Annotated in this window: 25 protein-coding genes and 2 pseudogenes; 19 read left to right on the top strand and 8 right to left on the bottom strand. The window is 68.7% G+C overall.

What is annotated here, in order from left to right:
- The first annotated feature begins 134 nt into the window (after nucleotides 1-134).
- From ftsH to folK, 6 genes and pseudogenes are all read left to right on the top strand, one after another.
- Nucleotides 135-2,510: an ATP-dependent zinc metalloprotease FtsH gene (ftsH, locus tag ABZ863_RS12030; RefSeq protein WP_358534308.1), complete on the top strand. Its 2,376-nt coding sequence runs from the start codon at nucleotides 135-137 to the stop codon at nucleotides 2,508-2,510.
- Nucleotides 2,491-2,796 (top strand): annotated as a pseudogene (locus tag ABZ863_RS12025) (GTP cyclohydrolase I); the annotation flags it as partial. The gene ftsH and the pseudogene ABZ863_RS12025, both read left to right, overlap by 20 nt.
- A gap of 621 nt (nucleotides 2,797-3,417) precedes the next feature.
- Nucleotides 3,418-3,762: pseudogene (folE, locus tag ABZ863_RS12020) on the top strand (GTP cyclohydrolase I); the annotation flags it as partial.
- Nucleotides 3,763-3,797: 35 nt separating this feature from the next.
- Nucleotides 3,798-4,598 carry a dihydropteroate synthase gene (gene folP, locus ABZ863_RS12015; protein WP_358534401.1) on the top strand — a complete coding sequence of 267 codons (801 nt, stop codon included), beginning with the start codon at nucleotides 3,798-3,800 and terminating at the stop codon, nucleotides 4,596-4,598.
- On the top strand, nucleotides 4,537-4,950 hold the full coding sequence (gene folB, locus ABZ863_RS12010) for a dihydroneopterin aldolase (protein WP_358534306.1): 414 nt from the start codon (nucleotides 4,537-4,539) through the stop codon (nucleotides 4,948-4,950). The genes folP and folB overlap by 62 nt, the downstream gene beginning before the upstream one ends.
- On the top strand, nucleotides 4,947-5,447 hold the full coding sequence (gene folK / locus ABZ863_RS12005) for a 2-amino-4-hydroxy-6-hydroxymethyldihydropteridine diphosphokinase (protein WP_358534304.1): 501 nt from the start codon (nucleotides 4,947-4,949) through the stop codon (nucleotides 5,445-5,447). The genes folB and folK overlap by 4 nt, the downstream gene beginning before the upstream one ends.
- 80 nt (nucleotides 5,448-5,527) lie before the next feature.
- On the opposite strand, the gene ABZ863_RS12000 is transcribed toward folK, so the two are convergent.
- The gene (locus tag ABZ863_RS12000) at nucleotides 5,528-6,469 is read right to left on the bottom strand and encodes a MerR family transcriptional regulator (protein ID WP_358534302.1); all 942 of its coding nucleotides are present in this window, start codon (nucleotides 6,467-6,469) and stop codon (nucleotides 5,528-5,530) included.
- A 63-nt stretch (nucleotides 6,470-6,532) separates the two neighbouring features.
- Between ABZ863_RS12000 and ABZ863_RS11995 the strand changes: the two genes are divergently transcribed.
- The 9 genes from ABZ863_RS11995 to ABZ863_RS11955 all read left to right on the top strand — a co-directional run bounded on the left by ABZ863_RS11995 (nucleotide 6,533) and on the right by ABZ863_RS11955 (nucleotide 15,379).
- Nucleotides 6,533-7,000, top strand: coding sequence for a DUF3180 domain-containing protein (locus ABZ863_RS11995; protein ID WP_358534300.1), 468 nt, complete (start codon nucleotides 6,533-6,535; stop codon nucleotides 6,998-7,000).
- 69 nt (nucleotides 7,001-7,069) lie between these two features.
- Nucleotides 7,070-8,827: a DUF6779 domain-containing protein gene (locus ABZ863_RS11990; RefSeq protein WP_358534298.1), complete on the top strand. Its 1,758-nt coding sequence runs from the start codon at nucleotides 7,070-7,072 to the stop codon at nucleotides 8,825-8,827.
- Between the two features lie 91 nt (nucleotides 8,828-8,918).
- Nucleotides 8,919-10,028, top strand: coding sequence for a PrsW family intramembrane metalloprotease (locus ABZ863_RS11985; protein ID WP_358534399.1), 1,110 nt, complete (start codon nucleotides 8,919-8,921; stop codon nucleotides 10,026-10,028).
- 178 nt (nucleotides 10,029-10,206) lie between these two features.
- Entirely contained in the window at nucleotides 10,207-11,103 is an 897-nt protein-coding gene (locus ABZ863_RS11980) for a DUF2520 domain-containing protein (RefSeq protein WP_358534397.1), read from the top strand.
- Nucleotides 11,100-12,014 carry a pantoate--beta-alanine ligase gene (panC, locus tag ABZ863_RS11975; protein ID WP_358534296.1) on the top strand — a complete coding sequence of 305 codons (915 nt, stop codon included), beginning with the start codon at nucleotides 11,100-11,102 and terminating at the stop codon, nucleotides 12,012-12,014. Before ABZ863_RS11980 ends, panC begins: the two co-directional genes overlap by 4 nt.
- A gap of 11 nt (nucleotides 12,015-12,025) precedes the next feature.
- On the top strand, nucleotides 12,026-12,526 hold the full coding sequence (panD, locus tag ABZ863_RS11970) for an aspartate 1-decarboxylase (protein ID WP_358534294.1): 501 nt from the start codon (nucleotides 12,026-12,028) through the stop codon (nucleotides 12,524-12,526).
- Complete coding sequence (locus ABZ863_RS11965) at nucleotides 12,527-13,312, top strand: type III pantothenate kinase (RefSeq protein WP_358534292.1); 786 nt, start codon at nucleotides 12,527-12,529, stop codon at nucleotides 13,310-13,312.
- A gap of 72 nt (nucleotides 13,313-13,384) precedes the next feature.
- Nucleotides 13,385-14,890, top strand: a complete 1,506-nt coding sequence (gene lysS / locus ABZ863_RS11960) for a lysine--tRNA ligase (RefSeq protein ID WP_358534290.1) — start codon at nucleotides 13,385-13,387, stop codon at nucleotides 14,888-14,890.
- Nucleotides 14,891-15,028: 138 nt separating this feature from the next.
- Nucleotides 15,029-15,379 carry an Lsr2 family protein gene (locus ABZ863_RS11955; protein WP_358534288.1) on the top strand — a complete coding sequence of 117 codons (351 nt, stop codon included), beginning with the start codon at nucleotides 15,029-15,031 and terminating at the stop codon, nucleotides 15,377-15,379.
- Between the two features lie 31 nt (nucleotides 15,380-15,410).
- Here the strand turns inward: ABZ863_RS11955 and ABZ863_RS11950 are convergent, their stop codons facing one another.
- Nucleotides 15,411-16,214 carry a helix-turn-helix domain-containing protein gene (locus tag ABZ863_RS11950; protein ID WP_358534286.1) on the bottom strand — a complete coding sequence of 268 codons (804 nt, stop codon included), beginning with the start codon at nucleotides 16,212-16,214 and terminating at the stop codon, nucleotides 15,411-15,413.
- A 74-nt stretch (nucleotides 16,215-16,288) separates the two neighbouring features.
- Here ABZ863_RS11950 and ABZ863_RS11945 point away from each other — a divergent pair, with 74 nt between their 5' ends.
- Nucleotides 16,289-16,492, top strand: coding sequence for a maleylpyruvate isomerase N-terminal domain-containing protein (locus ABZ863_RS11945; RefSeq protein ID WP_358534284.1), 204 nt, complete (start codon nucleotides 16,289-16,291; stop codon nucleotides 16,490-16,492).
- A 16-nt stretch (nucleotides 16,493-16,508) separates the two neighbouring features.
- Nucleotides 16,509-16,877: a TIGR03086 family metal-binding protein gene (locus ABZ863_RS11940; protein WP_358534282.1), complete on the top strand. Its 369-nt coding sequence runs from the start codon at nucleotides 16,509-16,511 to the stop codon at nucleotides 16,875-16,877.
- Between the two features lie 23 nt (nucleotides 16,878-16,900).
- Here ABZ863_RS11940 and ABZ863_RS11935 read toward each other — a convergent pair whose 3' ends face one another.
- Complete coding sequence (locus ABZ863_RS11935; RefSeq protein WP_358534280.1) at nucleotides 16,901-17,737, bottom strand: (2Fe-2S)-binding protein; 837 nt, start codon at nucleotides 17,735-17,737, stop codon at nucleotides 16,901-16,903.
- Between the two features lie 380 nt (nucleotides 17,738-18,117).
- On the opposite strand from ABZ863_RS11935, the gene ABZ863_RS11930 reads away from it, so the two are divergent.
- Nucleotides 18,118-20,670 carry an ATP-dependent Clp protease ATP-binding subunit gene (locus ABZ863_RS11930; protein WP_358534278.1) on the top strand — a complete coding sequence of 851 codons (2,553 nt, stop codon included), beginning with the start codon at nucleotides 18,118-18,120 and terminating at the stop codon, nucleotides 20,668-20,670.
- A gap of 86 nt (nucleotides 20,671-20,756) precedes the next feature.
- Here the strand turns inward: ABZ863_RS11930 and ABZ863_RS11925 are convergent, their stop codons facing one another.
- The 4 genes from ABZ863_RS11925 to ABZ863_RS11910 are packed head-to-tail and all read right to left on the bottom strand — an operon-like array spanning nucleotide 20,757 to nucleotide 24,201.
- On the bottom strand, nucleotides 20,757-21,563 hold the full coding sequence (locus ABZ863_RS11925; RefSeq protein ID WP_358534276.1) for an NAD(P)H-binding protein: 807 nt from the start codon (nucleotides 21,561-21,563) through the stop codon (nucleotides 20,757-20,759).
- Nucleotides 21,564-21,600: 37 nt separating this feature from the next.
- Nucleotides 21,601-22,434 (bottom strand): Sir2 family NAD-dependent protein deacetylase, encoded by an 834-nt coding sequence (locus tag ABZ863_RS11920; RefSeq protein WP_358534274.1) that lies wholly within the window; start codon nucleotides 22,432-22,434, stop codon nucleotides 21,601-21,603.
- Nucleotides 22,431-22,742, bottom strand: coding sequence for an antibiotic biosynthesis monooxygenase (locus ABZ863_RS11915; protein WP_358534272.1), 312 nt, complete (start codon nucleotides 22,740-22,742; stop codon nucleotides 22,431-22,433). The genes ABZ863_RS11920 and ABZ863_RS11915 overlap by 4 nt, the downstream gene beginning before the upstream one ends.
- A gap of 16 nt (nucleotides 22,743-22,758) precedes the next feature.
- The gene (locus ABZ863_RS11910; protein WP_358534270.1) at nucleotides 22,759-24,201 is read right to left on the bottom strand and encodes a M1 family metallopeptidase; all 1,443 of its coding nucleotides are present in this window, start codon (nucleotides 24,199-24,201) and stop codon (nucleotides 22,759-22,761) included.
- A gap of 55 nt (nucleotides 24,202-24,256) precedes the next feature.
- On the opposite strand from ABZ863_RS11910, the gene ABZ863_RS11905 reads away from it, so the two are divergent.
- On the top strand, nucleotides 24,257-25,021 hold the full coding sequence (locus ABZ863_RS11905; RefSeq protein WP_358534268.1) for an alpha/beta hydrolase: 765 nt from the start codon (nucleotides 24,257-24,259) through the stop codon (nucleotides 25,019-25,021).
- Here ABZ863_RS11905 and ABZ863_RS11900 read toward each other — a convergent pair.
- Complete coding sequence (locus ABZ863_RS11900; RefSeq protein WP_358534266.1) at nucleotides 25,018-25,989, bottom strand: N-acetylmuramoyl-L-alanine amidase; 972 nt, start codon at nucleotides 25,987-25,989, stop codon at nucleotides 25,018-25,020. The two genes, ABZ863_RS11905 and ABZ863_RS11900, sit on opposite strands and share 4 nt — an antisense overlap.
- Between the last annotated feature and the right edge of the window lie 23 nt (nucleotides 25,990-26,012).

Raw genomic sequence — 26,012 nt, 5'->3', positions numbered from 1 at the left:
GTTCCCCGTTGCGGCCGGGCGGTACCCTGGTGGGACGGCTAGCTCCGTGCCCCATGCAGTAGTGAACACCGTGACGGCGGATGTCACATGTACCGCCTAGCCAGGGAGGGTCGAGGCCACTACGGCCGGATCTAATGGACCGCAAGCGCCTGCTCAGGAACCCGTTGCTGTGGATACTCGCGGCTGTCCTGATTTTCCTCGGGTTCAACACGCTGTTCGACAGCAACCGTGGGTACACGCCCGTTCCCACGTCTCAGGCCGTGCAGTTGATCAACTCTGGCAACGTCACGGAAGCGAACCTCGAGGACAAGGAACAGCAGCTCAAGCTTCACCTGGCCGAGCCGATCAACGTCGACGGCCAGCAGGTGACCCAGGTCATGACAAAGTACCCGGCGGGGGCTTCTGGCCAGCTGTACACCGAACTGCTCGGCGCTCGCCACGGCGACTCGGCCGTCCGGTTCGACACGACGGTGACCCAGGACAGCTTCCTGACCCAGATGCTGTTCTACCTGATCCCGCTCGGCCTGCTGTTGCTGCTGCTGATGTGGATGATGAACAACGCACAGGGCGGCGGCAACCGGGTTCTCAACTTCGGCAAGTCCAAGGCCAAGCAGCTGAACAAGGACATGCCGAAGACCACGTTCAACGACGTGGCAGGCGCCGACGAGGCCGTCGAGGAACTGCACGAGATCAAGGACTTCCTGCAGAACCCGGCGCGCTACCAGGCGCTCGGCGCGAAGATCCCGAAGGGCGTGCTGCTCTACGGTCCGCCCGGTACCGGTAAGACGCTGCTCGCCCGCGCCGTCGCCGGCGAGGCAGGCGTGCCGTTCTACACGATCTCCGGTTCCGACTTCGTCGAGATGTTCGTCGGTGTCGGCGCCTCGCGGGTGCGTGACCTGTTCGAGCAGGCGAAGCAGAACGCGCCGTGCATCATCTTCGTCGACGAGATCGACGCGGTCGGCCGTCAGCGTGGTGCAGGGCTCGGCGGTGGGCACGACGAGCGGGAGCAGACGCTGAACCAGCTGCTCGTCGAGATGGACGGGTTCGACTCGCGGGGCGGGATCATCCTGATCGCCGCCACCAACCGTCCCGACATCCTCGACCCCGCGTTGCTGCGCCCCGGCCGGTTCGACCGTCAGATCCCCGTGTCGGCGCCCGACCTCCGCGGCCGCAAGGCGATCCTGGAGGTGCACTCCAACGGCAAGCCGCTTGCCCAGAACGTCGACCTGAATTCGCTGGCCAAGCGCACCGTGGGTATGTCCGGTGCCGACCTGGCCAACGTCATCAACGAGGCCGCACTGCTCACGGCACGGCAGAACGGGAACGTCATCAACGACGCCGCGCTCGAGGAGTCGGTCGACCGCGTGATCGGCGGGCCCGCGCGCAAGAGCCGGATCATCTCCGAGAAGGAGAAGAAGATCACCGCCTACCACGAGGGTGGGCACGCGCTGGCGGCATGGGCGATGCCGGACATCGAGCCGGTGTACAAGCTCACGATCCTGCCGCGTGGCCGCACCGGTGGGCACGCGCTGCTCGTCCCCGAGGACGACAAGGAGCTGATGACCCGCTCCGAGATGATCGGCAGGCTGGTCTTCGCGATGGGTGGGCGTACGGCCGAGGAGCTCGTGTTCCACGAGCCGACCACCGGCGCCGTGTCCGACATCGAGCAGGCCACCAAGATCGCCAAGGCGATGGTCACCGAGTACGGCATGAGCCCGCGGCTCGGCGCGGTCCGCTACGGCCAGGACCAGGGTGACCCCTTCCTCGGCCGCTCGGCGGGCAGGCAGGCCGACTACTCCCTCGAGGTCGCGCACGAGATCGACGAGGAGGTCCGCAAGCTCATCGAGACCGCGCACACCGAGGCCTGGCAGGTGCTCAACACCTACCGCGATGTCCTCGACGAGCTGGTCGCCGAGCTGCTGGACAAGGAGACCCTCCAGCGCAAGGACCTCGAGCGGATCTTCGAGACGGTTGAGAAGCGCCCGCGGATCACGACGTTCAACGAGTTCGGCGAGCGGTTGCCCTCGGACAAGCCGCCGATCAAGACACGCGGTGAGCTGGCGATAGAGCGGGGCGAGCCGTGGCCGCCCGAGCCGGAGAAGCAGCCGGAACCCGAGCCGGAACCGGAGCCCGAGACCACACCGGTGGCGGCCGCTCCTGGCAACGAGGTGCCCGCCGGTGCACCGGCCGGCAGCTCGCGACCGTCGAGCGCGCAGCAGGCGTACAACCCGTACGCCCCGCCGCAGGGCGGCTACCCGAACGGCACCCGTCGGCAGAACGGCGGCCCGGGCGGGCAGGGTCCCTGGCCGCAGCCCTACGGCAACGGACCGTCCGGTGAGTACTCCGCCGGCCCGCCGAACTATGGTGCTCCTCCCGGCTGGACGCCGGCCACCTCACCCGGTGGCAGCAGGCCGAGCCAGCCGTGGCGTCCCAGCGCTCCGGACCCGAACCAGGGGCGTCACCGGGAGCAGCCTGATCCCGACGAGCAGGATGGTCACCATCGACAGTGAGGTAACAGGCAACGGGCACGGGCTGCTCCAGGAAGAGGCTGCCCGTGCCACCGGCCGCGTCTTCGACCAGGCGCGCGCGGAGAACGCCGTGCGCGAGCTGCTGCTCGCGTGCGGCGAGGACCCCGAGCGCGACGGCCTGCGCGAGACGCCGGCCAGGGTGGCTCGCGCGTACCGGGAGATGTTCGCCGGCCTCTACAACGATCCGGATCACGTGCTGGACCGGACTTTCGACGAGAGCCACGAGGAACTGGTGCTCGTCACCGACATCCCGCTGTATTCGACCTGTGTACCGAGTAAGCAGACGGTCAATGCCGTCGGTGGTCGCAAACAGGCTCGTGAGGTCGAGGTCGGTGACAAGCTGTGGACCCTCGCGGGCGGCCAGGTCGAGGAGACGACCGTCGTCGGCGTCAGCTCGCACCAGACGCGAGAGCTCGTCGAGGTGAAGACGTCTGCGGGGTCTTTCGTCGTGACCCCGGACCATCCATTGGCGACACCCAACGGCTGGATGGAAGCGAAAGACGTCGCGGGCACTTTCGTGGAGTGGACGTCGGCGCGAAAGCTTGGCGACGCGCACCACCAGCGGCAGCGCTTCCCCATGGTGGTGTTGAACGACCGCGAGACGATCGTCAGTCGCAATACGGCGTTCCTGGAAGATCTTGCGACCGTTGTCGGTGCTCGGTTCACTCCCAAGGTCGGCAGGGCCTCCCAGTTATACGTCGCGGACAGCTGGTTCCGGCGTCATGGTTTCCCTCAGGATGACTACTCGACGGACCTGATCGAGTCGGAATATGTCGAGGTTCAGTCGGTTACGCCGGTCACGGCGACGGGTACCAAGCCGTACACCGTGTACAGCTTCAAATGTGAACCACATCCAACGTTCTTGGTCGCCGGGCACCTGACACACAACTGTGAGCACCACCTGGTGCCGTTCCACGGGTTCGCCCACGTCGGGTACATCCCCAACGCCAAGGGCAAGGTCACCGGTCTGTCCAAACTGGCCCGCCTCATCGACCTCTATGCCAAGCGGCCCCAGGTGCAGGAGCGGCTCACCTCGCAGGTCGCCGATGCGATCGAACGCAAGCTCCATCCGCGCGGCGTGATCGTGATCATCGAGGCCGAGCACTTGTGCATGGCCATGCGGGGTATCCGTAAGCCCGGCGCTCGTACCATCACCTCGGCTGTCCGCGGCCTGCTGCAGACTTCCGCATCCTCCCGGGCCGAGGCGCTGGACCTGATCAAGGGCCGTCGGTGAGCACTCGCCTGCCCGCGCCAGGGCGGTGCGTGGTGATGGGTGTCCTCAACGTCACGCCGGATTCCTTTTCGGACGGTGGGCGCTATCTCAGCCGCGAGGACGCTCTCGCGCACGCTCACGCCATGTGGCGGCGCGGTGCGGACATCATCGATGTCGGCGGCGAGTCGACCCGGCCCGGCTCGATGCGGGTGGACGCCGAGACCGAGAAGGCACGCGTGCTGCCCATCGTGCGTGCGCTCGCGGCCGATGGGCTCGCGCTGTCGGTGGACACGACGCGTGCCGCGGTGGCGGCGGCCGCGATCGAAGCAGGCGCGCAGGTCATCAACGACGTCTCCGGTGGGCTCGCCGACCCGGATATGGCGCGGGTCGCGGCCGACACGGGTGTGCCGTGGGTGCTGATGCACTGGCGTGGCCACAGCAAGGACATGAACTCGCTCGCGGCCTACACCGACGTCGTCGCCGAGGTGCGAGCCGAGTTGAGTGCACGCGCTGACGCCGCGCTGTCCGCGGGGGTCGCCGAGGACGCGATCGTGCTCGATCCCGGGCTCGGGTTCGCCAAGCACGCCGAACAGAACTGGGCACTGCTGCACCAGTTGGACGCCATCCTCTCGCTGGGCTTCCCGGTGCTGGTGGGTGCGTCTCGTAAGCGGTTCCTCGGGCGGCTGCTGGCCGATGGCGAGGGCGAGCCGCGCCCGCCGTCGGGGCGGGAGGTGGCGACGGCGGCGGTGACGGCGCTCGCCGCGGAGGCCGGCGCCTGGGGTGTTCGCGTGCACGATGTCGGTGCCTCGCTCGACGCGGTACGGGTCGCGGCTGCCTGGAGGCGTGGTGTCGACTGATCGGATCACCCTGACCGGCCTGCGGGTCTTCGGGCGGCACGGCGTTTTCGAGCACGAGAAGCGGGACGGGCAGGACTTCGTCGTGGACATCACGGCGTGGCTGAGCCTCGCGAAGGCGGCCGAGTCCGATGACCTCGCCGACACCCTGCACTACGGCGAACTCGCCCAGCTCGCCGCGGACATCGTCGCGGGTGAGCCGTACGACCTGATCGAGAGCGTTGCGGGGCGGATCGCCGACGAGGTACTCAAGGACGAGCGGCTCTCTGCGGTCGAGGTCACGGTGCACAAGCCTGCGGCCCCGATCCCGCTGACGTTCGCCGATGTGGCCGTGACGGTCCGGCGCGAGCGATGAGCAGGGCGGTGCTCTCACTCGGGTCCAACCTGGGTGATCGGCTCGGCTACCTCCGCCTCGCGGTCGATGGGCTGCGGGACGTGCTGGTGGCCGTGTCCAGTGTGTACGAGACGAAGCCGTGGGGTGTCACCGACCAGCCCGACTTCCTCAACGCGGTGTGCATTGTGGACGATCCGGAGCACGACCACTGGGCGTGGCTGCGGACCGGGCAGGCGCTCGAACGGGAGGCTGAGCGGGTGCGCGAGCAGCGCTGGGGCCCGCGCACCCTGGATGTCGACGTCGTGACGGTGGACGGTATCCGCTCCGCCGATCCGGAACTGCTCCTGCCGCATCCCGGCATCGCTGACCGGGCGACCGTGTTGATCCCGTGGCTCGAGATCGATCCGGCTGCCGAAGTGCCGGGTAGGGGGTCGGCCGCGCAGCTGCTGGCGGCGCTGCCAGAGGCCGACCGGGTCGGCGTCCGGCTGCGCGGCGACCTTTCCCTGTATGCGCTGTAGTTTGGCGGCATGCGGACCACCCGCGACTTGCGGAGATGGTCGAGCAGGCGCTCGATGACTCACTCTCAGACGCTGAGCACCTAACCCACGGTGGCCCTTAGCGCGGCGATGATCCACTGTGCGGCGGCGTTCTGGCTGGCTATGGGCGGCCAGCCGTTGATCGTCGCGAGCAGCTGCCAGTACCGCTCGGCACGTGGGTCGGCTCCCGCCGCGATCTCGTCCGCGAGCCGGGTGCGCAGCGCTGGCCCGTCCGGCTCCTCGGCCGCCGCCGCGATGTCGTCGGCGAGCGCACGGCCCTCGGCGGAATCCGGCGCCAGCCCGGCATCCAGTGCCGCCTCGGCGCGTCCGCTCCAGTCGACCCAGCGCTCCCGCTGCGCCTCCGTGAACGAGTCGACGTCATCGCCGCGTCCGCGCCGTTGCGCCTGCTGCTCGCCCATGCCGCGGATCAGCGCCCGGAAATCGGGGTCCTGCACCAGTTCGGCGAACTCGATCCACGCCTCCAGCTGTTCCGGCGCGGGATCGTCGGGCAGCTCCGGCTTGGCCGAGCGCATGCGGGCGTAGAACTCCGTGTCCACGTCAAGGCCCTCGGTGACCTCGTCCCAGAACTCGTCGACGAGCCGCTTGCGCTCCTCGTCCGGCATCGATGCCAGCTTGTTCATCAGTCTCACCTCGTCCAGTTCGGATTCTCGTTTCGCGACCGCACGCAGCACAGAACGGCGCAGCCGCAGGATGCGGATCTGCTCGTCGAGCGCATCCACGTGCCGGGCGGCCAGCGCCGAGATGGTCGCGGCCCCCTCGAGCACCTTCGCCACCTCAGTGAGGCCGAGTCCGAGCTCCCGCAGGGTGCGGACGAGCTCGAGCCTGGCCAGCGCCTTGGCGTCGTAGAGCCGGTAGCCGGCATGCGTGCGGTCAGTGGGCGGCAGTAGTCCCTCGTCGGAGTAGAAACGGATCGTCTTGACGGGCAGCCCCGTCCGGCGCGCCAGCTCTCCGATGGTGAACACACGTACCTCCTGCACTGACATCCATGCTGAACTCTCCTGTCACTGGAGAGTCAACCAGCGAAGTCGCGCCAGTACGGTGGACACATGCACTTCACGCGACCACGGGAGCTGCTCGTCGCCGGGGTGATCGGGCTCGCGCTCATGTATCTCGTGTTCCAGGTCGCGTACGGGTCGTTGCCGACCCTGCCGGTATTCGCGGGCGTGACCCTGCTGGTGCTCGCGATCATCGAGACCGTTCTCGCCTTCGTCATCCGCAGTCGGATCCGGGCCGGACGAGTGGCCAACGGCATCGGCATCGCGCGTGCGGTCGCGCTCGCCAAGGCCTCGTCGTTGCTCGGCGCGCTGATGCTCGGCGCGTGGCTCGCCGGGCTGGCTTACCTCGCACCACGGGCGGGGGAGCTGACCGCGGCGTCCCGTGATCTCCCTGCGGCTGTCGTCGGCGCGTGCTGTTCCGTGGCGCTGATCGCCGGCGCGCTCTGGCTGGAGCACTGTTGCCGGGCGCCGGAACCACGCGATGGTGACCGTGATCGCGATCGGAGAGCAACCGGTTAACGCTTGGATCGCACCGTTCGAAGTAATGACAAGGTCTCAGATGGATTACTAGAAGGTACGGTGTTGGTCATGACTCGCGTGGGTGACGGCTCGCGCGGCCACCGTTCGGGTAGGCCGTGGTTCGGCGCGGGCGTCGTCCTCGCGATCGGCGCCACGCTGGCGCTGGTGCTCACCGATGACCTCAGATGGCTTCGGCTCGCCATTCTCGCGGCGCTGTGGGCGGCGCTGATCGGCGCGTTCGTGGCTGTGCGGTACCGGAAGCAGGCCGCCACCACGGAGGAGTCCGCGGCCAAGGCGCAGGCGATCTACGAACTGGAACTGGAACGCGAGATCGCTGCCCGTCGCGAGTTCGAGCTGGAGATCGAGGCCGAGACGCGGGACCGGGTCGAGGAGGAGTCCGCCGAGGAGCTGGCGGAGCTCCGCTCCGAGATCGCCGCGCTGCGCGAGAGCCTGCAGGCGCTGTTCGGCGGCGAGGTGCTGTGGGAGCGGGTGGCGTTGACCGCCCAGTCGACACGAATGCGCTCGATCGGCGAAGAGCCGCGTGTGGTCACGGCAGGTGATGCGAAGGCCGGTGTTCCCGCGCAGCTCCCCGCGGGAAAGAAGGTCACCGAGATCACCGACCGGCCGACCGAGCTGATCACCCGGATCCGGGACAGGGAACCGGATGTCGTGGCCAAGCCGGTGCAGCAGGTCACGCAGGCGGCCCCGGCCAAACCTGCCAAGCAGGCTCCACCCGCGCCACCGGTCAAACAGGCGCCACCGATCAAGCCGTTGCCTCCCAAGCAGAACCCGCCGGTCCAGCCGCCACGACGGCCCGCGGCCGCGGCACAGGACGCGACGGCGCGAACCCAGTTCGTACCGCGGCCTGCGCGGCCCGCCGAGGACAGCAGGCCTGCGCAGCGGCCGGTCGATCCGCCGACCCGCCAGGTGCGGCCGGCCGAGCACGTGGGCATGGCGGCAGCCAGGGCGACGAAGGCCGCCAGCCTGGCCAGGGCCGAGATGTCGCGGCCACACCAGCAACCCGTTGCCAAGCCCGTTGATCCGCCGGCGGACGAGCCCGCCAAGCAGCACGCACCGGTCCGGCCGCCGCAGCGCAAGCCCGATCCCGAGCCGACGAGGCCCGCGATGGAGCGCGTGCCGCGTGGCCGGCCCGTGGCGAGCGTGACGCCGCCGCCACGCAAGCGCGAGCCGGAGCCGCCGACGGCTTACGCCCGCAGCTTCGACCACTTCCTCAATTCCGCGGACGACGCCGATGCCGGCCACGCCGAACGCGAGCGTCCCGCCAAGCCGATCGAACCCCCAACGCCGCCCACGCCGCCGCGCCAGGCCAAGCCACCCGAGCCGGTCGCGCCGCCCAAGCCGCCCAAGGTCGCCGAGCCGGCCGAGCCCACGGTCAAGCCGCAGGCGGAGCCGGTTCGCAATCCCACGTTGCCGCCGGAGATCCGGGACCTCGGCGCCCGCACCGGCGGGCGGCGGCGTCGCGCGGAGCGCGACGACAGCGCTGCCCCTGCCGAAACCCCCGCCGGGCTGCCGAGCGGACGGCACGGCACGCCACCCGCCGAGCCCGCGGGCGGCAGGCGGCGCCGCGCGGACGCCGAACCGCCGTGGCAGGACGTCACCGCGGAGCCGGTCAACGGGTCACGCCATTCGAAGCCGGACACGAACGGCGCCTCCTCCAGTGGCGGCAGGCGGCGAGCCCCGGAACCCGCCGCCGTGCCAGCCGAGGCGAGCGGTTCCCACGCCGAGGGAAAGTCAGTGAGCGAGCTGCTCGCGACGTACGGGGCGGGTGGTTCCGGGCCGCGCAGGAGGCGCCGCGCAGAGGACTGAGCCTGCGCGACGTTAGGGTGCCCGCGTGAGGGGACCCACGACGAGCCGGCGGCCACGCCACCTGCGCCGGCACACACCACGCAGAATCACCGTGTTGTTGCCGGTCATCGGCCTGGTCGGCGTCGCGTTGTGCGGCCTCCTGGTGGTGGGACTGGCAACCGTGCAGGTCGGGGTGCTCGCGGTGGTGATCGGCGTCGTCGCCGCTGTCGTGCCGGTGGCGCTCGTCGTAGCGGCGTTCCTGTGGATCGACCGCTGGGAGCCAGAGCCGGCGAAGCTGCTGCTGCTCACCTTCCTGTGGGGTGCGTGTGTCGCCACGCTCACCGCGCTGCTGATCAACGACACCGCGCAGACGGTCGGTGACCTGTTGCTCGGCTCCGGCAACGGCAGCAAGGTCAGCGCGATCGTGTCCGCGCCGCTGGTCGAGGAGGCGGTGAAAGCGGTGCCCGTCGTGCTGATCCTCTGGCGCCGCTCCCAGGAGTTCGACGGGGTCGTCGACGGCATCGTCTACGCCGGGTTCAGCGCGGCGGGCTTCGCGTTCACCGAGAACATCTACTACTTCGGGCGGGCGTTCGCCGAGCAGGGCTTCGGCGACGGCATGAGCTCCGGTGTCCTCGCGGCGTTCATCCTGCGCGGTGTGCTGTCGCCGTTCGCGCATCCGCTGTTCACGGTGCTGATCGGGATCGGTCTCGGGCTCGCCGCCCAGAACACGCGCAGCGGGCGGGTCCGGATCCTGCTGCCTCTTGCGGCCTATGTCGGCGCGGTGTTCCTGCACGCGCTGTGGAACGCCGCGGCAACGCTCGGCGGCGCGGCGACCTTCCTCAACGTCTACTTCCTGATCATGGTGCCGATGTTCGTCGGAATGCTGCTGCTCGTGCTCTGGCAGCGGCGGCGCGAGCAGCGCATCATCGCCCGCGCGCTGCCGGCCATGGCCGCGGCTGGCTGGATCGCCCGCTCCGAGGTCCGCCTGCTGGCTGATCTACGCCAACGGCGGCGCTGGCGCAGGCAGGCCCGCCGCGAGTCCGGACGGGAAGCTGCCAGAGCGGTCGGGGAGTACCAGGCGAGCGTCACCGAGCTGGCGTTCCTGCGCCGGAAGAGGGGCACCGGCGCCGCCGCCGAGGCACGGCACGACGAGCTGCTGCAGGTCGTGCGGGCGAGCCGTGCGGAGGCTGTGCGCCTGGCCACTGCCGGGCAGGAAGGGTGACCCTGGGGGCGGGTGAAGCTGGTCACCTCACGGCGGTTGCCGTGCGGTTCGAGGTAATCTCGCGCCGTCGTCTGGTACCCGCGACCGCAGAGTGGGACTGGAACGAGTCTGGGAGTTGTGCCATGAGCGTCCAACGGTGGCCGTTGCCGAACAGCAGGGCCGTACACGGGGGCAGGCGATGAGCCGTCCCGCTCGGCTCGCGGTGGGCGTCGTCTCGGCGGGCAGGGTCGGCAGTGTGCTGGGAGCCGCGCTCGCCCGCGCCGGGCACGCGGTTGTCGCCGCATCCGCCGTCTCCGAAGCCTCCGTCCGGCGTGCCGAGCGTCTCCTGCAGGGTGTCCCGTTGCTGCCGCCGGATGAGGTCGCCCAGCGCGCGGACCTGGTGCTGCTCGCGTTGCCCGACGACGTGCTCGGCCCGATGACCAGTGGCCTCGCCGCGACCGGAGCGTTCCGGGCAGGCCAGATCGTGGTGCACACTTCCGGCGCCCACGGCGTCGACGTGTTGAGTCCCGCTGCCGAGCTCGGCGCACTTCCGCTTGCCCTGCACCCGGTGATGACCTTCACCGGCAGGGAGGAGGACCTTGAGCGCATCGCCGCCTGCAGCATCGGTGTCACCGCGACGCCGGACGACGAGGCCGCCTGGAATGTCGGCGAGGCTCTGACCGTTGAGATGGGCGCGGAACCCGTGCGCATCCCGGAGGCCGCAAGGCCGCTGTACCACGCCGCGCTCTCGCATGGGGCCAACCACCTGATCACACTCGTCGCCGACAGTGTGGAACTGTTGCGGGGCAACGGTGTGCGTGACGCCGAGCGCCTGCTGGCGCCGCTGCTGTCCGCCGCACTCGACAACGTGCTGCGGCATGGCGACCGTGCCCTCACCGGCCCGGTCGCCAGGGGCGACGCGGGCACTGTTGCCACCCACCTGCGGGTGCTGGGGGATCAGGCGCCGGATGTGGCGACCTGCTACGCCGCGCTGGCCCGCAGGACCGTCGCCAGGGCGAGCTCAGCGGGTCTGCTGGGCGCCGATGCGGCGGCCGAACTCGGCAAACTCCTCGACAATGGACGTGAAACCCCATGACTGCCCCTCAGTTCACTCGCGGCCGGCTCAACGTCTACCGCAGCCTGGAGGACGTCACCAGGGTGACCGCCGCGCTGCGTGCGGTGGGCCGCAAGATCGCTCTGGTACCGACCATGGGCGCGTTGCATGCGGGCCACCGCGAACTGCTGCGCCGCGCCAAGCGGCTGCCCAACACGGTTGTCGCCGCATCGATCTTCGTGAACCCGCTGCAGTTCGGCGCAGGTGAGGACTTCGCGGCCTACCCGCGTCCGCTGGAGCGTGACCTGGAGGCGCTCAGCGAGCTGGGCGTGGACATTGCGTTCACGCCGGAGGCGGCGGACCTCTTCGCCGAGGACGCGGCCGTGACCGTGCACCCCGGTCCGCTGGGCGAGGAGCTGGAGGGAGTGGCGCGGCCAGGGCATTTCGCCGGTGTGCTCACGGTCGTGTCGAAGCTGCTCAACATCGTCCGGCCGAACTACGCGTTGTTCGGCGAGAAGGACTATCAGCAGCTGGTGCTCATCCGCCGCATGGTGCGCGACCTGAACATGGACACGCGCATTGTCGGCGTGCCCACGGTCCGCGAACCCGATGGTCTCGCGCTGTCCTCGCGTAATGCGTACCTGTCCGAAGAGGAGCGCGATCAGGCAGTCGTGCTCTCCGCCGCGCTGACCGCGGGAGCACACGCGGGCAGGTTCGGCGCCGAGGCGGCGTTGGAGGCCGCACGCCAGACGCTCGCGGCCCGACCCGAGGTGGCCGTCGACTATGTGGAGATCCGGGGAACCGATCTGGGGGCCGCGCCCGTCGATGGAGAGGCACGGTTGCTCGTCGCGGCGCGGGTGGGCACCACCCGGCTGATCGACAACGTCGCCGTGTTGCTCGGCGCCGCGGCCGAGCACGGGCTACAACTGTCTACAGAGGACGCAGGGGTATAGAGGGAGTCCGGATGTACCGCACGATGCTGAAGTCCAAGATCCACAGAGCGACGGTGACACAGGCGGACCTGCACTACGTCGGTTCCGTGACCGTCGACGAGGCACTGATGGAGGCGGCCGACCTCCTGCCTGGTGAGCAGGTGTCGATTGTGGACATCACCAATGGTGCCCGGCTGGAGACATACGTCATCAAGGGGGAGCGGGACAGCGGTGTGATCGGCATCAACGGTGCCGCGGCGCACCTGGTGCACCCCGGTGACCTGGTGATCCTGATCGCGTACGGGCAGCTGGACTCGGCCGAGGCCGCCTCCTTCGAGCCGCGGATCGTCTTCGTCGACGCGGACAACCGGATCGTCGAACTGGGCAGCGACCCTGCCGAGGCGCCGGACGGCTCAGGCCTGGTCAGTGGCGCGCTGCCGATCGGCCAGCAGGGCGGCGACGCGCAGGCCTTCCCGGTGGCGGAGACGGTCGACGCCGCCCGGCTCGACGCACTGCTGCACGCGGAGAGCTAGTTGCTGCTCACCGTCGACGTCGGGAACACGAACATCGTGCTCGGGCTGTACTCCGGGAGGGGCGAGTCGGCCGAGCTGGTTCGGGACTGGCGGATGCGCACTGATGCGCGGATGACCGCGGACGAGCTGGCGCTCACCATGCGCGGGCTGCTCGGGGAGTACGCCGACGCGGTCACCGGGATCAGTGCGCTGTCGACGGTGCCCGCTGTGCTGCGCGAACTGCGGGTCATGCTCGGGCGGTACTACGCGAAGGTGCCCAAGATCGTGGTCGAGCCCGGTGTGCGCACCGGGGTCCCGCTACTGGTCGACAACCCGCGGGAGGTGGGCGGCGACCGGCTCGTCAACACGCTGGCCGCGCATCACCTGCACAACACCGCCTGCGTGGTGGTGGACTTCGGTACCTCGACCAACGTCGACGCGATATCGGCAAAGGGCGAGTTCCTCGGCGGGGCTTTCGCGCCGGGGATCGACATCTCGGTCGATGCGCTGGCGGCGCGGGCCGCCGCACTGCGCAAGGTCGAACTGGTGGCACCGCGGTCGGTGATCGGCAAGAACACCGTGGAGTGTCTGCAATCCGGCATCCTGTACGGATTCGCAGGCCAGGTCGACGGTCTCGTGCGGCGAATTGCCAGCGAGCTGTCCCGCGGTTCCCGTGAGCCGGTGGAAGTCATCGCCACGGGCGGGCTCGCGCCACTGGTGATCAACGAGTCGGAGACGATCACCGAGCACCGTCCCGACCTCACATTGCTGGGCCTTCGGCTGGTTTACGAGCGCAACGTGCGCTGATCATCGGCCGTCCTGCCACCAACGGCGAACCGGTGCGCGGGGCTCGCACGGGTGTTCGTACCCTAGGGCCTCATGAGCGATATCCCGGAGCAGCCGATGAGCGAGGACGACCTGCCGGAGCAGATGCGGGTGCGCCGGGAGAAGCGTGACCGGATCCTGGCGGCGGGCAAGGAGCCCTACCCGGTGGAGGTTCCGCGCACGCACAGCCTCGCCGAGGTGCGTGCCGCATACCCGGATCTGCCCGTCGACACGCAGACCGGCGACCTGGTTGGGGTCACCGGCCGCGTCATGTTCCTGCGCAACACCGGCAAGCTCTGCTTCGCGACGCTGCGCGAGGGCGACGGCACGGAGTTGCAGGCGATGCTGAGCCTGGCCAAGGTCGGCGAGGAGTCGCTGGCGTCCTGGAAGGCCGACGTCGACCTCGGCGACCACGTGTTCGTACATGGTGAGGTCATCACCTCGCGGCGTGGTGAGCTGTCCGTGTTCGCCGACAGCTGGCAGGTCACGTCGAAGGCACTGCGCCCGCTGCCGGTCGCGCACAAGGAACTGTCCGAGGAGACGAGGGTCCGGCAGCGTTATGTCGACCTGATTCTGCGGCCCAAGGCACGCGATGTGGTGCGCACCCGGGCGACGGTGCTGCGCGCGCTGCGCGACTCTTTCCACCGCCGTGGGTTCACCGAGGTGGAAACGCCGATGCTGCAGACGTTGCACGGCGGTGCCTCAGCGCGCCCGTTCGTCACGCATTCCAACGCCTTTGACATGGATCTTTACCTGCGTATCGCGCCGGAGTTGTATCTCAAGCGTTGCGTGGTGGGCGGTATCGAGAAGGTCTTCGAGATCAACCGCAACTTCCGGAATGAGGGCAGCGACTCGTCCCATTCGCCGGAGTTCGCGATGCTCGAATACTACGAGGCTTATGGGACCTATGACACAATCGGCGTGCTCAGCCGCGAGCTCGTCCAGGAAGCCGCCGAGGCCGCATTCGGTTCCCAGGTCGTCACGCTGAATGACGGAACCGAGTACGACCTGTCTGGTGAGTGGGCTTCGCTGACAATGTACGGCTCGCTCTCCGATGCACTCGGTGAGGAAGTCACGCCGGAAACGTCGGTGGAGAAACTGCGCTCGTTCGGCACGGCGCGCGGGATCGAGGTCGACCCGAAGCTGGGCCACGGCAAACTGGTCGAGGAACTGTGGGAGCATCTCGTCGGAGACGGGTTGCACGCACCGACATTCGTGCGCGACTTCCCGGTGGAAACCTCTCCGCTGACCCGCCAGCACCGAAGTCAGGAGGGCGTCGCCGAGAAGTGGGACCTGTATGTCCGCGGATTCGAGCTGGCCACGGGTTATTCGGAGTTGGTCGACCCGGTGATCGAGCGGCAACGGCTCGCGGCGCAGGCGCAGCTCGCGGCCAAGGGCGACAACGAGGCGATGCAGCTGGACGAGGATTTCCTCCGCGCGCTGGAGTACGGAATGCCCCCAAGCGGCGGAGCCGGAATGGGAGTCGACCGCTTGCTGATGGCGCTCACCGGTCTCGGTATCCGGGAAACGATCCTGTTCCCGCTGGTACGTCCGGAATAACTCGGTAGGGCAGATCTAACAGCAGATGTTGATTTGCCTTTGCTCCTGCCAACAGGTATTAATATCGTAAGTCGAAGGCTTTTGACAGGGCGTGGCCACCACGCGATCTATCGCCAGCTTTAAAACAGGAGGAATCTCATGGCGCAGAAGGTCCTTGTCTCCCTAGTGGACGATCTGGACGGGTCCGAGGCAGAAGAGACGATCGAGTTCGGCCTGGATGGGGTGAGCTACGAGATCGACCTGTCTGCGGAAAACGCTGAGGAATTGCGTGACGCGTTGGCGCAGTATGTCGAGCACGCCCGTCGCGCGGGCGGTCGCAAGCGGGCCGCCGGCCGTGCCGTAATCGCGAAGGCACCGGGCCGGTCGGCTGCTGTCGACCGGGAGCAGAACCAGGCCATCCGTGCGTGGGCGCGCAAGAACGGGTTCGAGGTTTCCGACCGCGGTCGTATCCCGTCGGAAGTCGTCGAGGCCTACCACCGCAAGAACTGACTGACGAACTCGAGCGGCCTCCCGGATTTCCTTACCGGGGGGCCGCTTCGGTTTTCTGCGCGTAACGCGCGGGCGGGATGCCGGCGACGGCTGTGAAGTCGCGCACGAAGTGCGCCTGATCGCTGTAGCCGAGTTCGTGTGCGAGTGCGGCGTGGTGCAGATGCGGGTTGGCGGCGATCCGCGCGGCGGCGTCGTTGAGCCGGTACACCTGGATCGCCCACTTCGGGTTCACCCCGACGTGTTCGGTGAACAGTCGCTGCAAGGTCCGCACGGGCATTCCGGTCGCCGTCGCGAGATCGCCCACCCGGGTCAACGTGGGGTCACTCGCGATGAGCGCCACCGCATCCCGGGCGCGGACCTCCGCGGCGGTCAGCGCCGGGACGTCCGCGCACAGCAGCTCGTCGACGATCGTCACCATCTCGCCGGTGGTGTCCGCGTGCCGTATCGCGGTCTGCGCCTGCTCCGCCGCCGGGCCGAAGACCTCCACCAGTGGCAGCGCGCGGCCGGCCAGTTTCGTCAGTGGTCTGCCCAGAAACGAGCGGCAGCACCCTGGCCGGAACCGGACGCCGAGCACCTGGTCCTTGCCGTCGAGCAGGTAGGAGAACACCTCGCGGCTCGGCCCCCACACGCCGGATGCGTTGCGCGAGAACGCGGTGTGCACCGACAGGTTCGGCAGCACCCGCTGCTCGTGCGGCGGCTGCCCGCGCAGGTCCCACCGCACGATCCAGTAGTACTCGATGAAGGGACGCAGCGGTGCCGCCGGTTCGTGCCTCGTCAGCTCGAACCGGGGCGCCGCCAGCCGCTCGGCCAGGATGCCCTGGGGAATTCGCACCACGCCGAGCACCATAACGTCGCCCGCTGACGTTTTTCTTCAAGACGAACCGAAGCCGGATCGGCTGGAATTCCGCCATGTCCGACTTGCCAGAAACCGTCCGTACCGCCGCTGTGCCGTTCCGGGATGTGGTGCGCGGCCTGCCTGCCGAACGGCTCGACGACCCCACCCCCTGCGCCGAATACGACGTGCGAGGGCTGCTGAACCACCTGCTCTACTGGGCTCCCCGGCTCCTCGCCGCCGCGCGCAGGGAGCCCGCTCCACCGCAAGGACGGTGGTGAGGAGAGCGCCGGTCTGGTGACCGGTGACTGGCGGCAGCGGTTGCTCGGGCAGATCGGCGATCTCACGGATGCGCTCGGCACCGCCGACGCCTGGCAGGGCACCACCAGGATGAGCGCCGGTGACGTGCCAGCGGCGATGATCGGCCAGATGGTGCTGTGTGAGCTGGTGATCCACGGCTGGGACCTCGCGAAGGCCACCGGGCAGGAGTTCCACTGTGACGCGCAGGTGGCCGCGGCGCTCACGGAGATCATGCGGCACCTGGGCGAGCAGGGCCGCCAGATGAAGGTCTTCGGCCCGGCGGTGCCGATCGCCGAGTCAGCGGGTGAGCTGGAGCAGGTACTAGCCCTTTCCGGCAGGGACCCAGCCTGGGCACCCGCCGCTTGAAGGTGCTAATGGGGGCGCTTTAGTCAGGTTCGTTGCCGGCGGCGTCGGGGGCAGCCGTCGCATTCGGTCCGGCCGGGGAGCAGGTAGGTGAAGCAGCAGCTCTGCCGGAGCCGGCTCCATCCGCGGCTGCCGTCCTTGGCTGTGGCCATGCACAGTGTCGAGGCCGAGGTCAGCGGCGCGAACCGGGATTCGAGCACGAGTGCGGCGTCGGCAACGCCTGCCCCTTCGTCGCCGCCGTCGAGGCCGGCCCACCACAGGGACGCGTCGAGCACATCGGTCGCACCGGCCCACAGCATCCGGGCGCCGAGCGGGCTGAGCTGGCTGTAGGTACGCACGAACTGCGCTGCGTGAGCCGTGTAGCGGGCGCGCAGAACTGCGGCGAGTGCCCGCTCGTCGGCCACGACGGTCGCCTCCGGCCGAGCCGCGCCGGGATCGAGCGGCAGGCAGTAGAACCGCTCGCCGAGCAACGCGATGCCATCGGGTTCTGGCCGTCCCTCCGCCGCGACGCGAACTGCCAGGTCCTCGGGGCGCAGCATGGGCACCCGGCGCTCGTGGTGGAGCAGCAGTGCGCCGAGATAGGCGGGCACGCGCAGGTACCACGACATGACGTAACTGGCCGTCGTGCGGGCGGGAGCCGCGCCGTATTCGGCTCGTAGCCAGTCGGTCAGCCGGTGCTGCCAGCGCACGAGGTGCCGGGGATCGGTGAGCAGCTCGGAACACCGTTGCCAGCTCGTGGCCGGCAGGTCGGTGCGGAGTTCGACGCGCTGCTGGAGCCCGGTGATCCGGGCGAGCGAACCGGCGAGCGCGCCCTGGCGGGCACGGGTGTGTCGAGTATCACGCACCGACCGATCGACGGTCACGCCTAGCCTCCACTGCTCCAATCAGGCGATTAGGGATGCCTTACCTTAGCCCTGTTTCCGGCATTCGCCAGTGGGGAGCCCCGTTCGTGGGACGTCGCCGGCTGATCGTGTTCGCGAGGAGCGGACAAGAACAACCCAGTGGAATCACGACGGGGTGTCGTGCGTTGTTCCAGACGTCAACAGCCAGCAACAAATCGACTGTGTGGCTGGTCGCGAGCCGTTTACAAGGCTGTCCGGAGCAGGGCACATTCCGCCGTAGTGCTACGCGAGCACGTGCGCTTGGCTACTACAGTGGTCTCACGGTGCCGAACTCGTCATCGGAATCGAATCAACGTTGCTGACGAGATCGGGCCGCCGGCGCAGCAGTCGAGGGAGTGGGAATGTTCGAAAGGTTCACCGACCGCGCGAGGCGGGTGGTTGTCCTGGCCCAAGAAGAGGCCCGGATGCTCAACCACAACTACATCGGCACCGAACACATCCTCCTGGGTCTTATCCACGAGGGTGAGGGTGTCGCCGCCAAGGCGCTCGAGTCGTTGGGTATCGCGCTGGAGGGCGTCCGCCAGCAGGTCGAGGAGATCATCGGCCAGGGGCAGCAGGCCCCGAGCGGGCACATCCCCTTCACGCCGCGTGCCAAGAAGGTGCTGGAGCTGTCGCTGCGCGAGGCGCTGCAGCTCGGCCACAACTACATCGGCACGGAGCACATCCTGCTCGGCCTCATCCGCGAGGGTGAGGGCGTGGCGGCGCAGGTGCTCGTCAAGCTCGGCGCCGACCTCAACCGAGTTCGCCAGCAGGTGCTGCAGCTGCTGTCCGGCTACCAGGGCAAGGAGCCGGCCGAGGCAGGCAGCGGCCGTGGCGAAGGCACCCCGTCGTCCTCGCTCGTGCTGGACCAGTTCGGTCGCAACCTCACCGCCTCCGCGCGGGAGGGCAAGCTCGACCCGGTCATCGGTCGCAGCAAGGAGATCGAGCGCGTCATGCAGGTGCTGTCGCGCCGCACCAAGAACAACCCGGTCCTGATCGGCGAGCCGGGCGTCGGCAAGACGGCCGTCGTCGAGGGGCTGGCACAGAACATCGTCAAGGGCGAGGTGCCCGAGACGCTGAAGGACAAGCAGCTCTACACGCTGGACCTCGGTTCGCTCGTGGCGGGCTCCCGGTACCGCGGTGACTTCGAAGAGCGTCTGAAGAAGGTGCTCAAGGAGATCAAGACTCGCGGCGACATCATCCTGTTCATCGACGAGCTGCACACGCTCGTCGGTGCCGGTGCCGCCGAGGGCGCGATCGACGCGGCCAGCATCCTCAAGCCGATGCTGGCGCGTGGTGAGCTGCAGACGATCGGCGCGACCACTCTCGAGGAGTACCGCAAGTACATCGAGAAGGACGCCGCGCTGGAGCGCCGCTTCCAGCCGATCCAGGTCGGCGAGCCGTCGCTCGAGCACACGATCGAGATCCTCAAGGGCCTGCGTGACCGGTACGAGGCGCACCACCGCGTGTCGATCACCGACTCGGCGCTGGTGGCCGCCGCGACGCTCGCGGACCGCTACATCAACGACCGGTTCCTGCCGGACAAGGCGATCGACCTGATCGACGAGGCCGGTGCCCGGATGCGGATCCGCCGGATGACCGCTCCGCCCGACCTGCGCGAGTTCGACGAGAAGATCGCCGACGTGCGCAGGGAGAAGGAGTCGGCCATCGACGCGCAGGACTTCGAGCGCGCGGCGCGCCTGCGGGACGAGGAGAAGACGCTTCTCGGCCAGAAGTCCGAGCGGGAGAAGCAGTGGAAGGACGGTGACCTGGACGTCGTCGCAGAGGTCGACGACGAGCAGATCGCCGAGGTCCTCGCCAACTGGACCGGTATCCCGGTGTTCAAGCTCACCGAGGAGGAGACCACCCGTCTGCTCCGCATGGAGGCCGAGCTGCACAAGCGGATCATCGGCCAGGAGGATGCGGTCAAGGCCGTGTCGCAGGCCATCCGCCGTACCCGTGCCGGCCTGAAGGACCCGAAGCGCCCGTCCGGTTCGTTCATCTTCGCCGGTCCGTCCGGTGTCGGTAAGACCGAGCTGTCAAAGGCGCTGGCGAACTTCCTGTTCGGCGAGGACGACGCGCTCATCCAGATCGACATGGGCGAGTTCCATGACCGCTACACCGCCTCGCGGCTCTTCGGTGCCCCTCCGGGCTACGTCGGCTACGAGGAGGGCGGCCAGCTCACCGAGAAGGTTCGCCGCAAGCCGTTCTCCGTGGTCCTGTTCGACGAGATCGAGAAGGCCCACCAGGAGATCTACAACACGCTGCTGCAGGTGTTGGAGGACGGCAGGCTCACCGACGGTCAGGGCCGCACGGTCGACTTCAAGAACACGGTGTTGATCTTCACCTCGAACCTGGGCACGGCGGACATCTCCAAGTCCGTGAGCCTCGGCTTCTCTTCCGGTGCCGACGAGGGATCGCGGTACGAGAAGATGAAGCAGAAGGTCAACGAGGAGATGAAGAAGCACTTCCGGCCGGAGTTCCTCAACCGGATCGACGACATCATCGTCTTCCATCAGCTCACTCAAGAGCAGATCATCGAGATGGTGGACCTGATGGTGTCCCGGGTGGAGACCCAGCTGAAGGCGAAGGACATGGAGCTGGAGCTGACCGAGCGGGCCAAGGCGCTGCTCGCCAAGCGTGGCTTCGACCCGGTGCTCGGTGCCCGTCCGCTGCGCCGCACCATCCAGCGGGAGATCGAGGACCAGCTGTCCGAGAAGATCCTGTTCGGCGAGGTGCAGGCCGGCCAGATCATCATCGTGGACGTCGAGGGCTGGGAGGTCGGCGACGAGCGCGACGACCAGGCCAAGTTCGTCTTCCGCGGTGAGGCGAAGCCGATGGACGTGCCCGACGCTCCTCCGGTGAGCGTCGCCGCCGCCAGTGGCGACGACGCCGGCGAGGCCGAGGCCGAATAATCCAGAACCGGATGAAGACGGCGCCCCCGTGGGAATCCCCACGGGGGCGCCGCTGTATTCAGCCTGCTGAACGTGCCACTATTCGCTCAGCTGAACTCGCCGGCGTGCGTGCGCGCCCAGTCGGCGAACCGCGTCGCGGGGCGGCCGGTGATGTCCTCGACGGCACGGTTGGCGTGGAGCCCACCGTTGTCGAACAAGGCGAGCACGTTGTTGACGTACCACTCGGTGTTCTCGCCCATCGCGGGTGCCAGCGCTGCCACGGTCTCGGCGGGTGTCGCTGTCACGAACGGTATGTCGCGGCCGAGTGCCGCGCTGATGCTCGCCAGGAGCTGGGTGCGGGTCAACGTCTCCGGCCCCGTCAGCGAGTAGGCACGACCCCGGTGGGTGTCATCCAGCAACGCGGTTGCTGCGACGGCGGCAATGTCGTCCATTGCGATCGGTGCGCTCGCGGCGTCGGGATTCGGTTCCCGAACGGCTCCGGTGCGGCGGATCTGCTCGGCCCACATCAGCGAGTTCTCCATGAAGTCGCCTGGCCACAGGTGCGTCCAGGCGAGGCCGGACTCCTCCACGGCAGTGTTGACCGTTCCCCACCAGCTGTCCGGCTCACCGGAGAGATCGACAATGTGCTGCACGCCTGCCTCGCGTGCCAGCCGGAGGACCTCCTGCACCGTTTCGGGCGTCGGTGCGAGATAGACCTTCGAGACGCCTTTGAACGCCGCGGGCAGCGTGTCCACCCTGCGCAGGTACCCCTCGGCCACCTCGACAGTCGGCGGCAGCGCGGCCTTCACGGGATTGTTGGTCAGCGCCCGGATGTGCCGTTCCCCGCGCGCCAGCAGCTGGTCGACGACCATGCGGCCGATGTTGCCGGTTGCTCCGGTAACCAGGATCGTCATCGACATCCCCCTGTCGCTTCCGTCGTCGGCGACGAGCCTAGCGTCGCGGCCTCTGTTGCTGCAGCCGTGCGTCGAGCTGGGCCAGCGCGTCGAGTGCGCCGAGGGCCAGCGGGACCCCGCGGCCATGCCGTACCTGCGGTTCGCGTGGGTTGATACGGATCAGCGCCCCGGTCGCTGCGCTCGCGAGCTCCGCCTGCCTGCGCACGGTGGGTACGGCAAGACCCGCGCCGATCTCGACGACGACCACGTTCTGCCGGTCCCGGCGCCACTCGCGCAAAGCGACCAGCTGGCGCTGGGATCGGCCGGGGACCCAGTCGAGGTCGCCGAACATGAGGATGTTGGGCCGCGCCAGGCCACCGCAGCGCGGGCACGTGGGCAACGGTGGCACGGCCCGCATCGTCGCCGCGTCCACGCTCACGGACATCTCGCCAATGGGCCAGCTGCCGTCGTGGCAACCCGCGAAGCACTGCAGGTGGTGAATCGAGCCGTGTACCTCGGCGACCGCGGGGAAACCGGCGCGCTGGAACTGCCCGTCCACGTTAGACGTGAACACCTGCACCCCGCCGGGCAGCGCCGCGCCCCACTCCCGCAGCACGGTGAAACCGGCATGCGGCACGGTGCGCCGGTACAGATCGAGGCGGTGCCCGTAGAAGCCCCAGGCCAGCTCGGGATCGGCAGCGAAGTGTGCCGGGTCGGCGAGTTCGGCGAAACGGAGGCCGAGCCTGGCATACGGCGGGTACGCCCGCCAGAATCCGTGGTCACCCCGGAAGTCGGGGAGGCCCGAATCCACGCCCATCCCCGCGCCCGCGCACACGAGCAGGGCGCCGGCGGCCGAGATGAGCTCGGCCGCGTGGTCGAGCTCCCGGCTCACTCCTGCTTCGGCACCGAGCTCTGCACGACCTCGAACTCCAGCAGGCTCGCTCCGCTGGCGACCGGCTTGGCGCGCTCACCGGAGTGTGCCTCGCGCGAGGGCCCCTGCGCCCACGCCTGGAAGTCCTCCTCGGACTCCCACTTCGTGTAGACGAAGTAGCGGTTCTCGCCGGACACCGGGCGAAGGAGCTCGAAGCCGAGGAAACCCGGCTGCGAGTCGACCGCGTGCAATCGCGCGGCGAAGCGTTTCTCCAGCTCCGGACCTGCGCCTTCGGGGACCTCGATCGCGTTGATCTTCACAACTGCCATGGCCCCAGCCTAGAACCTAGCGGCCGAGCGAACCGGGGTAGAGGTACTCGTCGGCGGGCCGCTCGGTGCCGCGGAACCAGGCGTCGAAGAAGCCGCGCAGGTTCTGGCCGGAGATGTCGGTGACGAAGCGCTCGAAGTCCGGCCAGCTCGCGTTGCCGTCCCGGTGCCTGGCAGGCCATTCCCGGAGCACCCTGTTGAAGTCCGCCTCGCCGATCTGCCTGCGCAGGGCGTGGATGGCGAGAATGCCCTTGTTGTAGACGCCCTCGAACTCGTTGCCGGTGCCCATGTCGTACAGCCGCGGTGCCCAGAACCCCGCGTTGTCGTGCAGTTGGTCGATGGCGCGCTGGTAGCGGGCGTCGAGATTGTCACGCTGCTTGCCCTCGGCCCACAACCACTGCGAGTAGCTGGCCAGACACTCGTTGAGGCAGATGTCGGCCCACGATTCGACCGACACCGAGTTGCCGTACCACTGGTGTGCCAGCTCGTGCACGATCGTCTCGAGGTCGGCCGAGCGCGTGTAGGTGGGCCTTCCCTGGGTCTCCAGCGAGTAGCCGATGTTCTCACCGAGGTAGATGCCGCCCGCGGTACTGGCGGGATACTCGCCGAACTTGCCCGCCAGGAAATCGATGATCTCGCCCAGCCTGCGGGCATCGCCCCGGACGGCGTCGGTGCCCGGTGCGAACGCGTTGACCACCGGTGTGCCGTCGGCGAGTCGCCCTCGCTCGATGGTGAACCGGTCGATCGCCACCGTGGTCAGGTAGCTCGCCACCGGGTTGGGCTCGGTCCACGTCGTCGTTGTCCAGCCGTTCGCGGTGGTGGTGTTCTCGAGCCTGCCGATCGACACCGCATTCCAGCCCTCGGGGACACGGGCGGTGAGCCGGAACGTCGCCTTGTCGCGAGGGTGCTCGTTGACCGGGTACCAGAACGCGGCGGACTGCGGTTCGCCGAGTGCGAAGGCGCCGCCGGTACTGCTGCGTTGCCAGCCGTTGGTGCCAAGCTGCGCGCTGGTGACGGACACCGGCTCCCCGTTGTAGTGCACGCGTGCGCTGAACGTGCTGTCCTTGGCGAGGGCACGCGGCGCGGTGATCACGAGCTCGGCGTCGCCTTGGCGGGAGAACTCCGCCCGCGCGCCGTCGATGTCCACCGAGGTCACCGTGAAGCCGCGCAGGTCGAGGTTGAACTGCTGCAGCTGCTGGGTGGCGCGCGCCGTGACGGTGGTGTCGCCCTCGAGGCGCCCGGTGGCCGGGTCGTAGGACACCGACACGTCGTAACCGGTGACGTCGTAGCCGCCGTTCCCGTCGTTGGGGTAGTACTTGTCACCGATGCCCGCTGCGCCCGGCGCGATGCTCGGCGAACTCGGCGGCTGCCGCTGCGGCGGCGCGGGTTCGGTTGCGGTGCAGGCAACTAGTGTGCAGACCAGACTTCCGAGCAGGAGCGTCCGCACGCGGCGGTTGAACATGAGGGCAGAGCCTACGCGCCGGGCCGGTAAGCCCACGTAAGAAAGAGTGACATCGATGCGCCAACGTGAGGACGTCGTCGACTTCGGTGGCCATGGCGTGCCCATCGTGCTACTGCACGGCCTCATGGGCAGGGCCACCACCTGGTGGCGGGCCGCGAGCTGGCTCACCGCCTACGGGCACGTCGTCGGCCTCGACGCCCGCGGCCACGGGCGGGCGCGTCGCGACGGGAGCTGGGCGACCGAGGAGTTCGCCACCGACGTCGCCGAACTCGTGACCGAGCTCGACTCCGGTCCCGCGGTGGTGATCGGGCACTCGATGGGTGGGTTGCATGCGTGGATGCTCGCCGCGACGTATCCGGAGCTGGTGCATGCGGTCGTGGTAGAGGACATGGCGCCTGACCAGCGTGGCCGCACCGTCGACGACTGGCGTGGCTACTTCGAGTCGTGGCCGGTGCCGTTCCGGTCGCTGGCGCAGGTACGCGAGTTCTTCGGCAGCACCGGTGACTACTTCGTCGAGTGCGTCGAGGAGCGCGCCGACGGCTACCACCTGATCGCCGACCTGAACGACCTCTACGCAATCGCGGCGGAGTGGGGCCGCCGCGACTATTGGTCCTATGTGGACAAAGTGCGCTGCCCGCTGCTGGTGGTCGAGGCCGGGAACACGGCGATGCCGCCGGGCCAGCAGGCCGAGCTGGCCGCGCGGGTCCCCGGCGGCAGGCACGTGGTCGTCGCGGGCGCCGGTCACGTGGTGCACGACGACGCACCCGATGAGTATCGCGGTGCCGTCGAAGCCTTCCTTTCCGGCGTTCTCGCTCGCTAAACGGACTTGACGAGGCGGGCGCTGAGGTCGTGCCTGCCGGTTCCCGTGGCGAGCAGCGGCCAGATGTCGGCGCCGAGCAAGCCCCGTTCGTCGGCATGCGCCGCGCCGGAGCACGCCGCCGCCTGCACGCCGTTGGCCGCCGCGAACGTGGCCACCGCATCCCGCGTCCTCGGCCCGAAAACCCCGTCCACAGCCAGGTCGTTGCCCTGCTCGCGCAGGAGCTGCTGGGCGATGCGGACGTTCTCGCCGGTGTCGCCGGGCCGCAGCAGCGGCCAGGTCGCCGCCTCCCGAACCGGCAGATCGAGTTCGGCACCGACCGCTTCCCGCAGCTCGGGCAGCCGCGCGTACAGCATGTCGCCCGGGCACTGGGTCGTCATGAAATCGCGGTGTCCCCTGATGAACTCGGGCGCGATTCCGTACTGGCTCGCGATGTAGGCGACCATTCGTACCAGCGATTCCCACTGCGCCTCCGGCACGTCGACGCTGGTGTAGAGGCCCTCGTTCTCGATGCCGATGACCTCGCTGTTGTGGTTGCCGACGTTGGCGCCCATGACGTGCCGGTTGCCGCTGCGCAGCGCTTCGTAGCTGCGGTGCCTGCCTTCGGTGATGTAGCCGCCACGGCTGATGGTGAACTGCTGCCCCGAGTCGATCCAGCCGCGGGTGTCCATGTGGAAGTTCTGGATGTCACGCGAGATCTGGAGCGCGCGCTGGCGTGAATAGTTCGTGCTGTTGCCGGGTTCCACCGTGTGGTGCACGACGATGTAGGTCGGTTTGCGGTTCAGCACCTCGATCGGCGCCCTCGGTGCGCGGGCGCCCCAGTCGCTGGTCCGGTAGATGACCGGCTCGGGTGCCCTGCGCGTCGCGGCGCCCGCGATGCCCACCGGTACGGCTGATAGCGCGCCCACCGCGGTCACGGCGAGGCCACCCCGGATCAATGCACGACGGTTGAATCCTGTCCGTGAACCCATTTGGTTCCCCCCTCAGTTCGGAC

Origin of the sequence: Saccharomonospora sp. NPDC046836 (assembly GCF_040645195.1) — a bacterium.
Lineage (GTDB): Bacteria > Actinomycetota > Actinomycetes > Mycobacteriales > Pseudonocardiaceae > Prauserella_A.
Note: the sequence above shows the minus strand (reverse complement) of the source record. Positions and strands in the feature narration are given on the sequence as shown.

Coding starts and splice junctions, on each gene's coding strand:
- ABZ863_RS11930 (WP_358534278.1), top strand. CDS start 18,118: ATGTTCGAAAGGTTCACCGACCGCGCGAGGCGGGTGGTTGTCCTGGCC.
- ABZ863_RS11900 (WP_358534266.1), bottom strand. CDS start 25,989: ATGGGTTCACGGACAGGATTCAACCGTCGTGCATTGATCCGGGGTGGC.
- ABZ863_RS11990 (WP_358534298.1), top strand. CDS start 7,070: ATGACTCGCGTGGGTGACGGCTCGCGCGGCCACCGTTCGGGTAGGCCG.
- ABZ863_RS11945 (WP_358534284.1), top strand. CDS start 16,289: ATGTCCGACTTGCCAGAAACCGTCCGTACCGCCGCTGTGCCGTTCCGG.
- panC (WP_358534296.1), top strand. CDS start 11,100: ATGACTGCCCCTCAGTTCACTCGCGGCCGGCTCAACGTCTACCGCAGC.
- ABZ863_RS11995 (WP_358534300.1), top strand. CDS start 6,533: ATGCACTTCACGCGACCACGGGAGCTGCTCGTCGCCGGGGTGATCGGG.
- ABZ863_RS11925 (WP_358534276.1), bottom strand. CDS start 21,563: ATGACGATCCTGGTTACCGGAGCAACCGGCAACATCGGCCGCATGGTC.
- ABZ863_RS12000 (WP_358534302.1), bottom strand. CDS start 6,469: ATGTCAGTGCAGGAGGTACGTGTGTTCACCATCGGAGAGCTGGCGCGC.
- folB (WP_358534306.1), top strand. CDS start 4,537: ATGTCGGTGCCTCGCTCGACGCGGTACGGGTCGCGGCTGCCTGGAGGC.
- folK (WP_358534304.1), top strand. CDS start 4,947: ATGAGCAGGGCGGTGCTCTCACTCGGGTCCAACCTGGGTGATCGGCTC.
- ABZ863_RS11980 (WP_358534397.1), top strand. CDS start 10,207: ATGAGCCGTCCCGCTCGGCTCGCGGTGGGCGTCGTCTCGGCGGGCAGG.
- ftsH (WP_358534308.1), top strand. CDS start 135: ATGGACCGCAAGCGCCTGCTCAGGAACCCGTTGCTGTGGATACTCGCG.
- ABZ863_RS11910 (WP_358534270.1), bottom strand. CDS start 24,201: ATGTTCAACCGCCGCGTGCGGACGCTCCTGCTCGGAAGTCTGGTCTGC.
- ABZ863_RS11915 (WP_358534272.1), bottom strand. CDS start 22,742: ATGGCAGTTGTGAAGATCAACGCGATCGAGGTCCCCGAAGGCGCAGGT.
- ABZ863_RS11955 (WP_358534288.1), top strand. CDS start 15,029: ATGGCGCAGAAGGTCCTTGTCTCCCTAGTGGACGATCTGGACGGGTCC.
- ABZ863_RS11905 (WP_358534268.1), top strand. CDS start 24,257: ATGCGCCAACGTGAGGACGTCGTCGACTTCGGTGGCCATGGCGTGCCC.
- panD (WP_358534294.1), top strand. CDS start 12,026: ATGTACCGCACGATGCTGAAGTCCAAGATCCACAGAGCGACGGTGACA.
- folP (WP_358534401.1), top strand. CDS start 3,798: ATGGGTGTCCTCAACGTCACGCCGGATTCCTTTTCGGACGGTGGGCGC.
- lysS (WP_358534290.1), top strand. CDS start 13,385: ATGAGCGATATCCCGGAGCAGCCGATGAGCGAGGACGACCTGCCGGAG.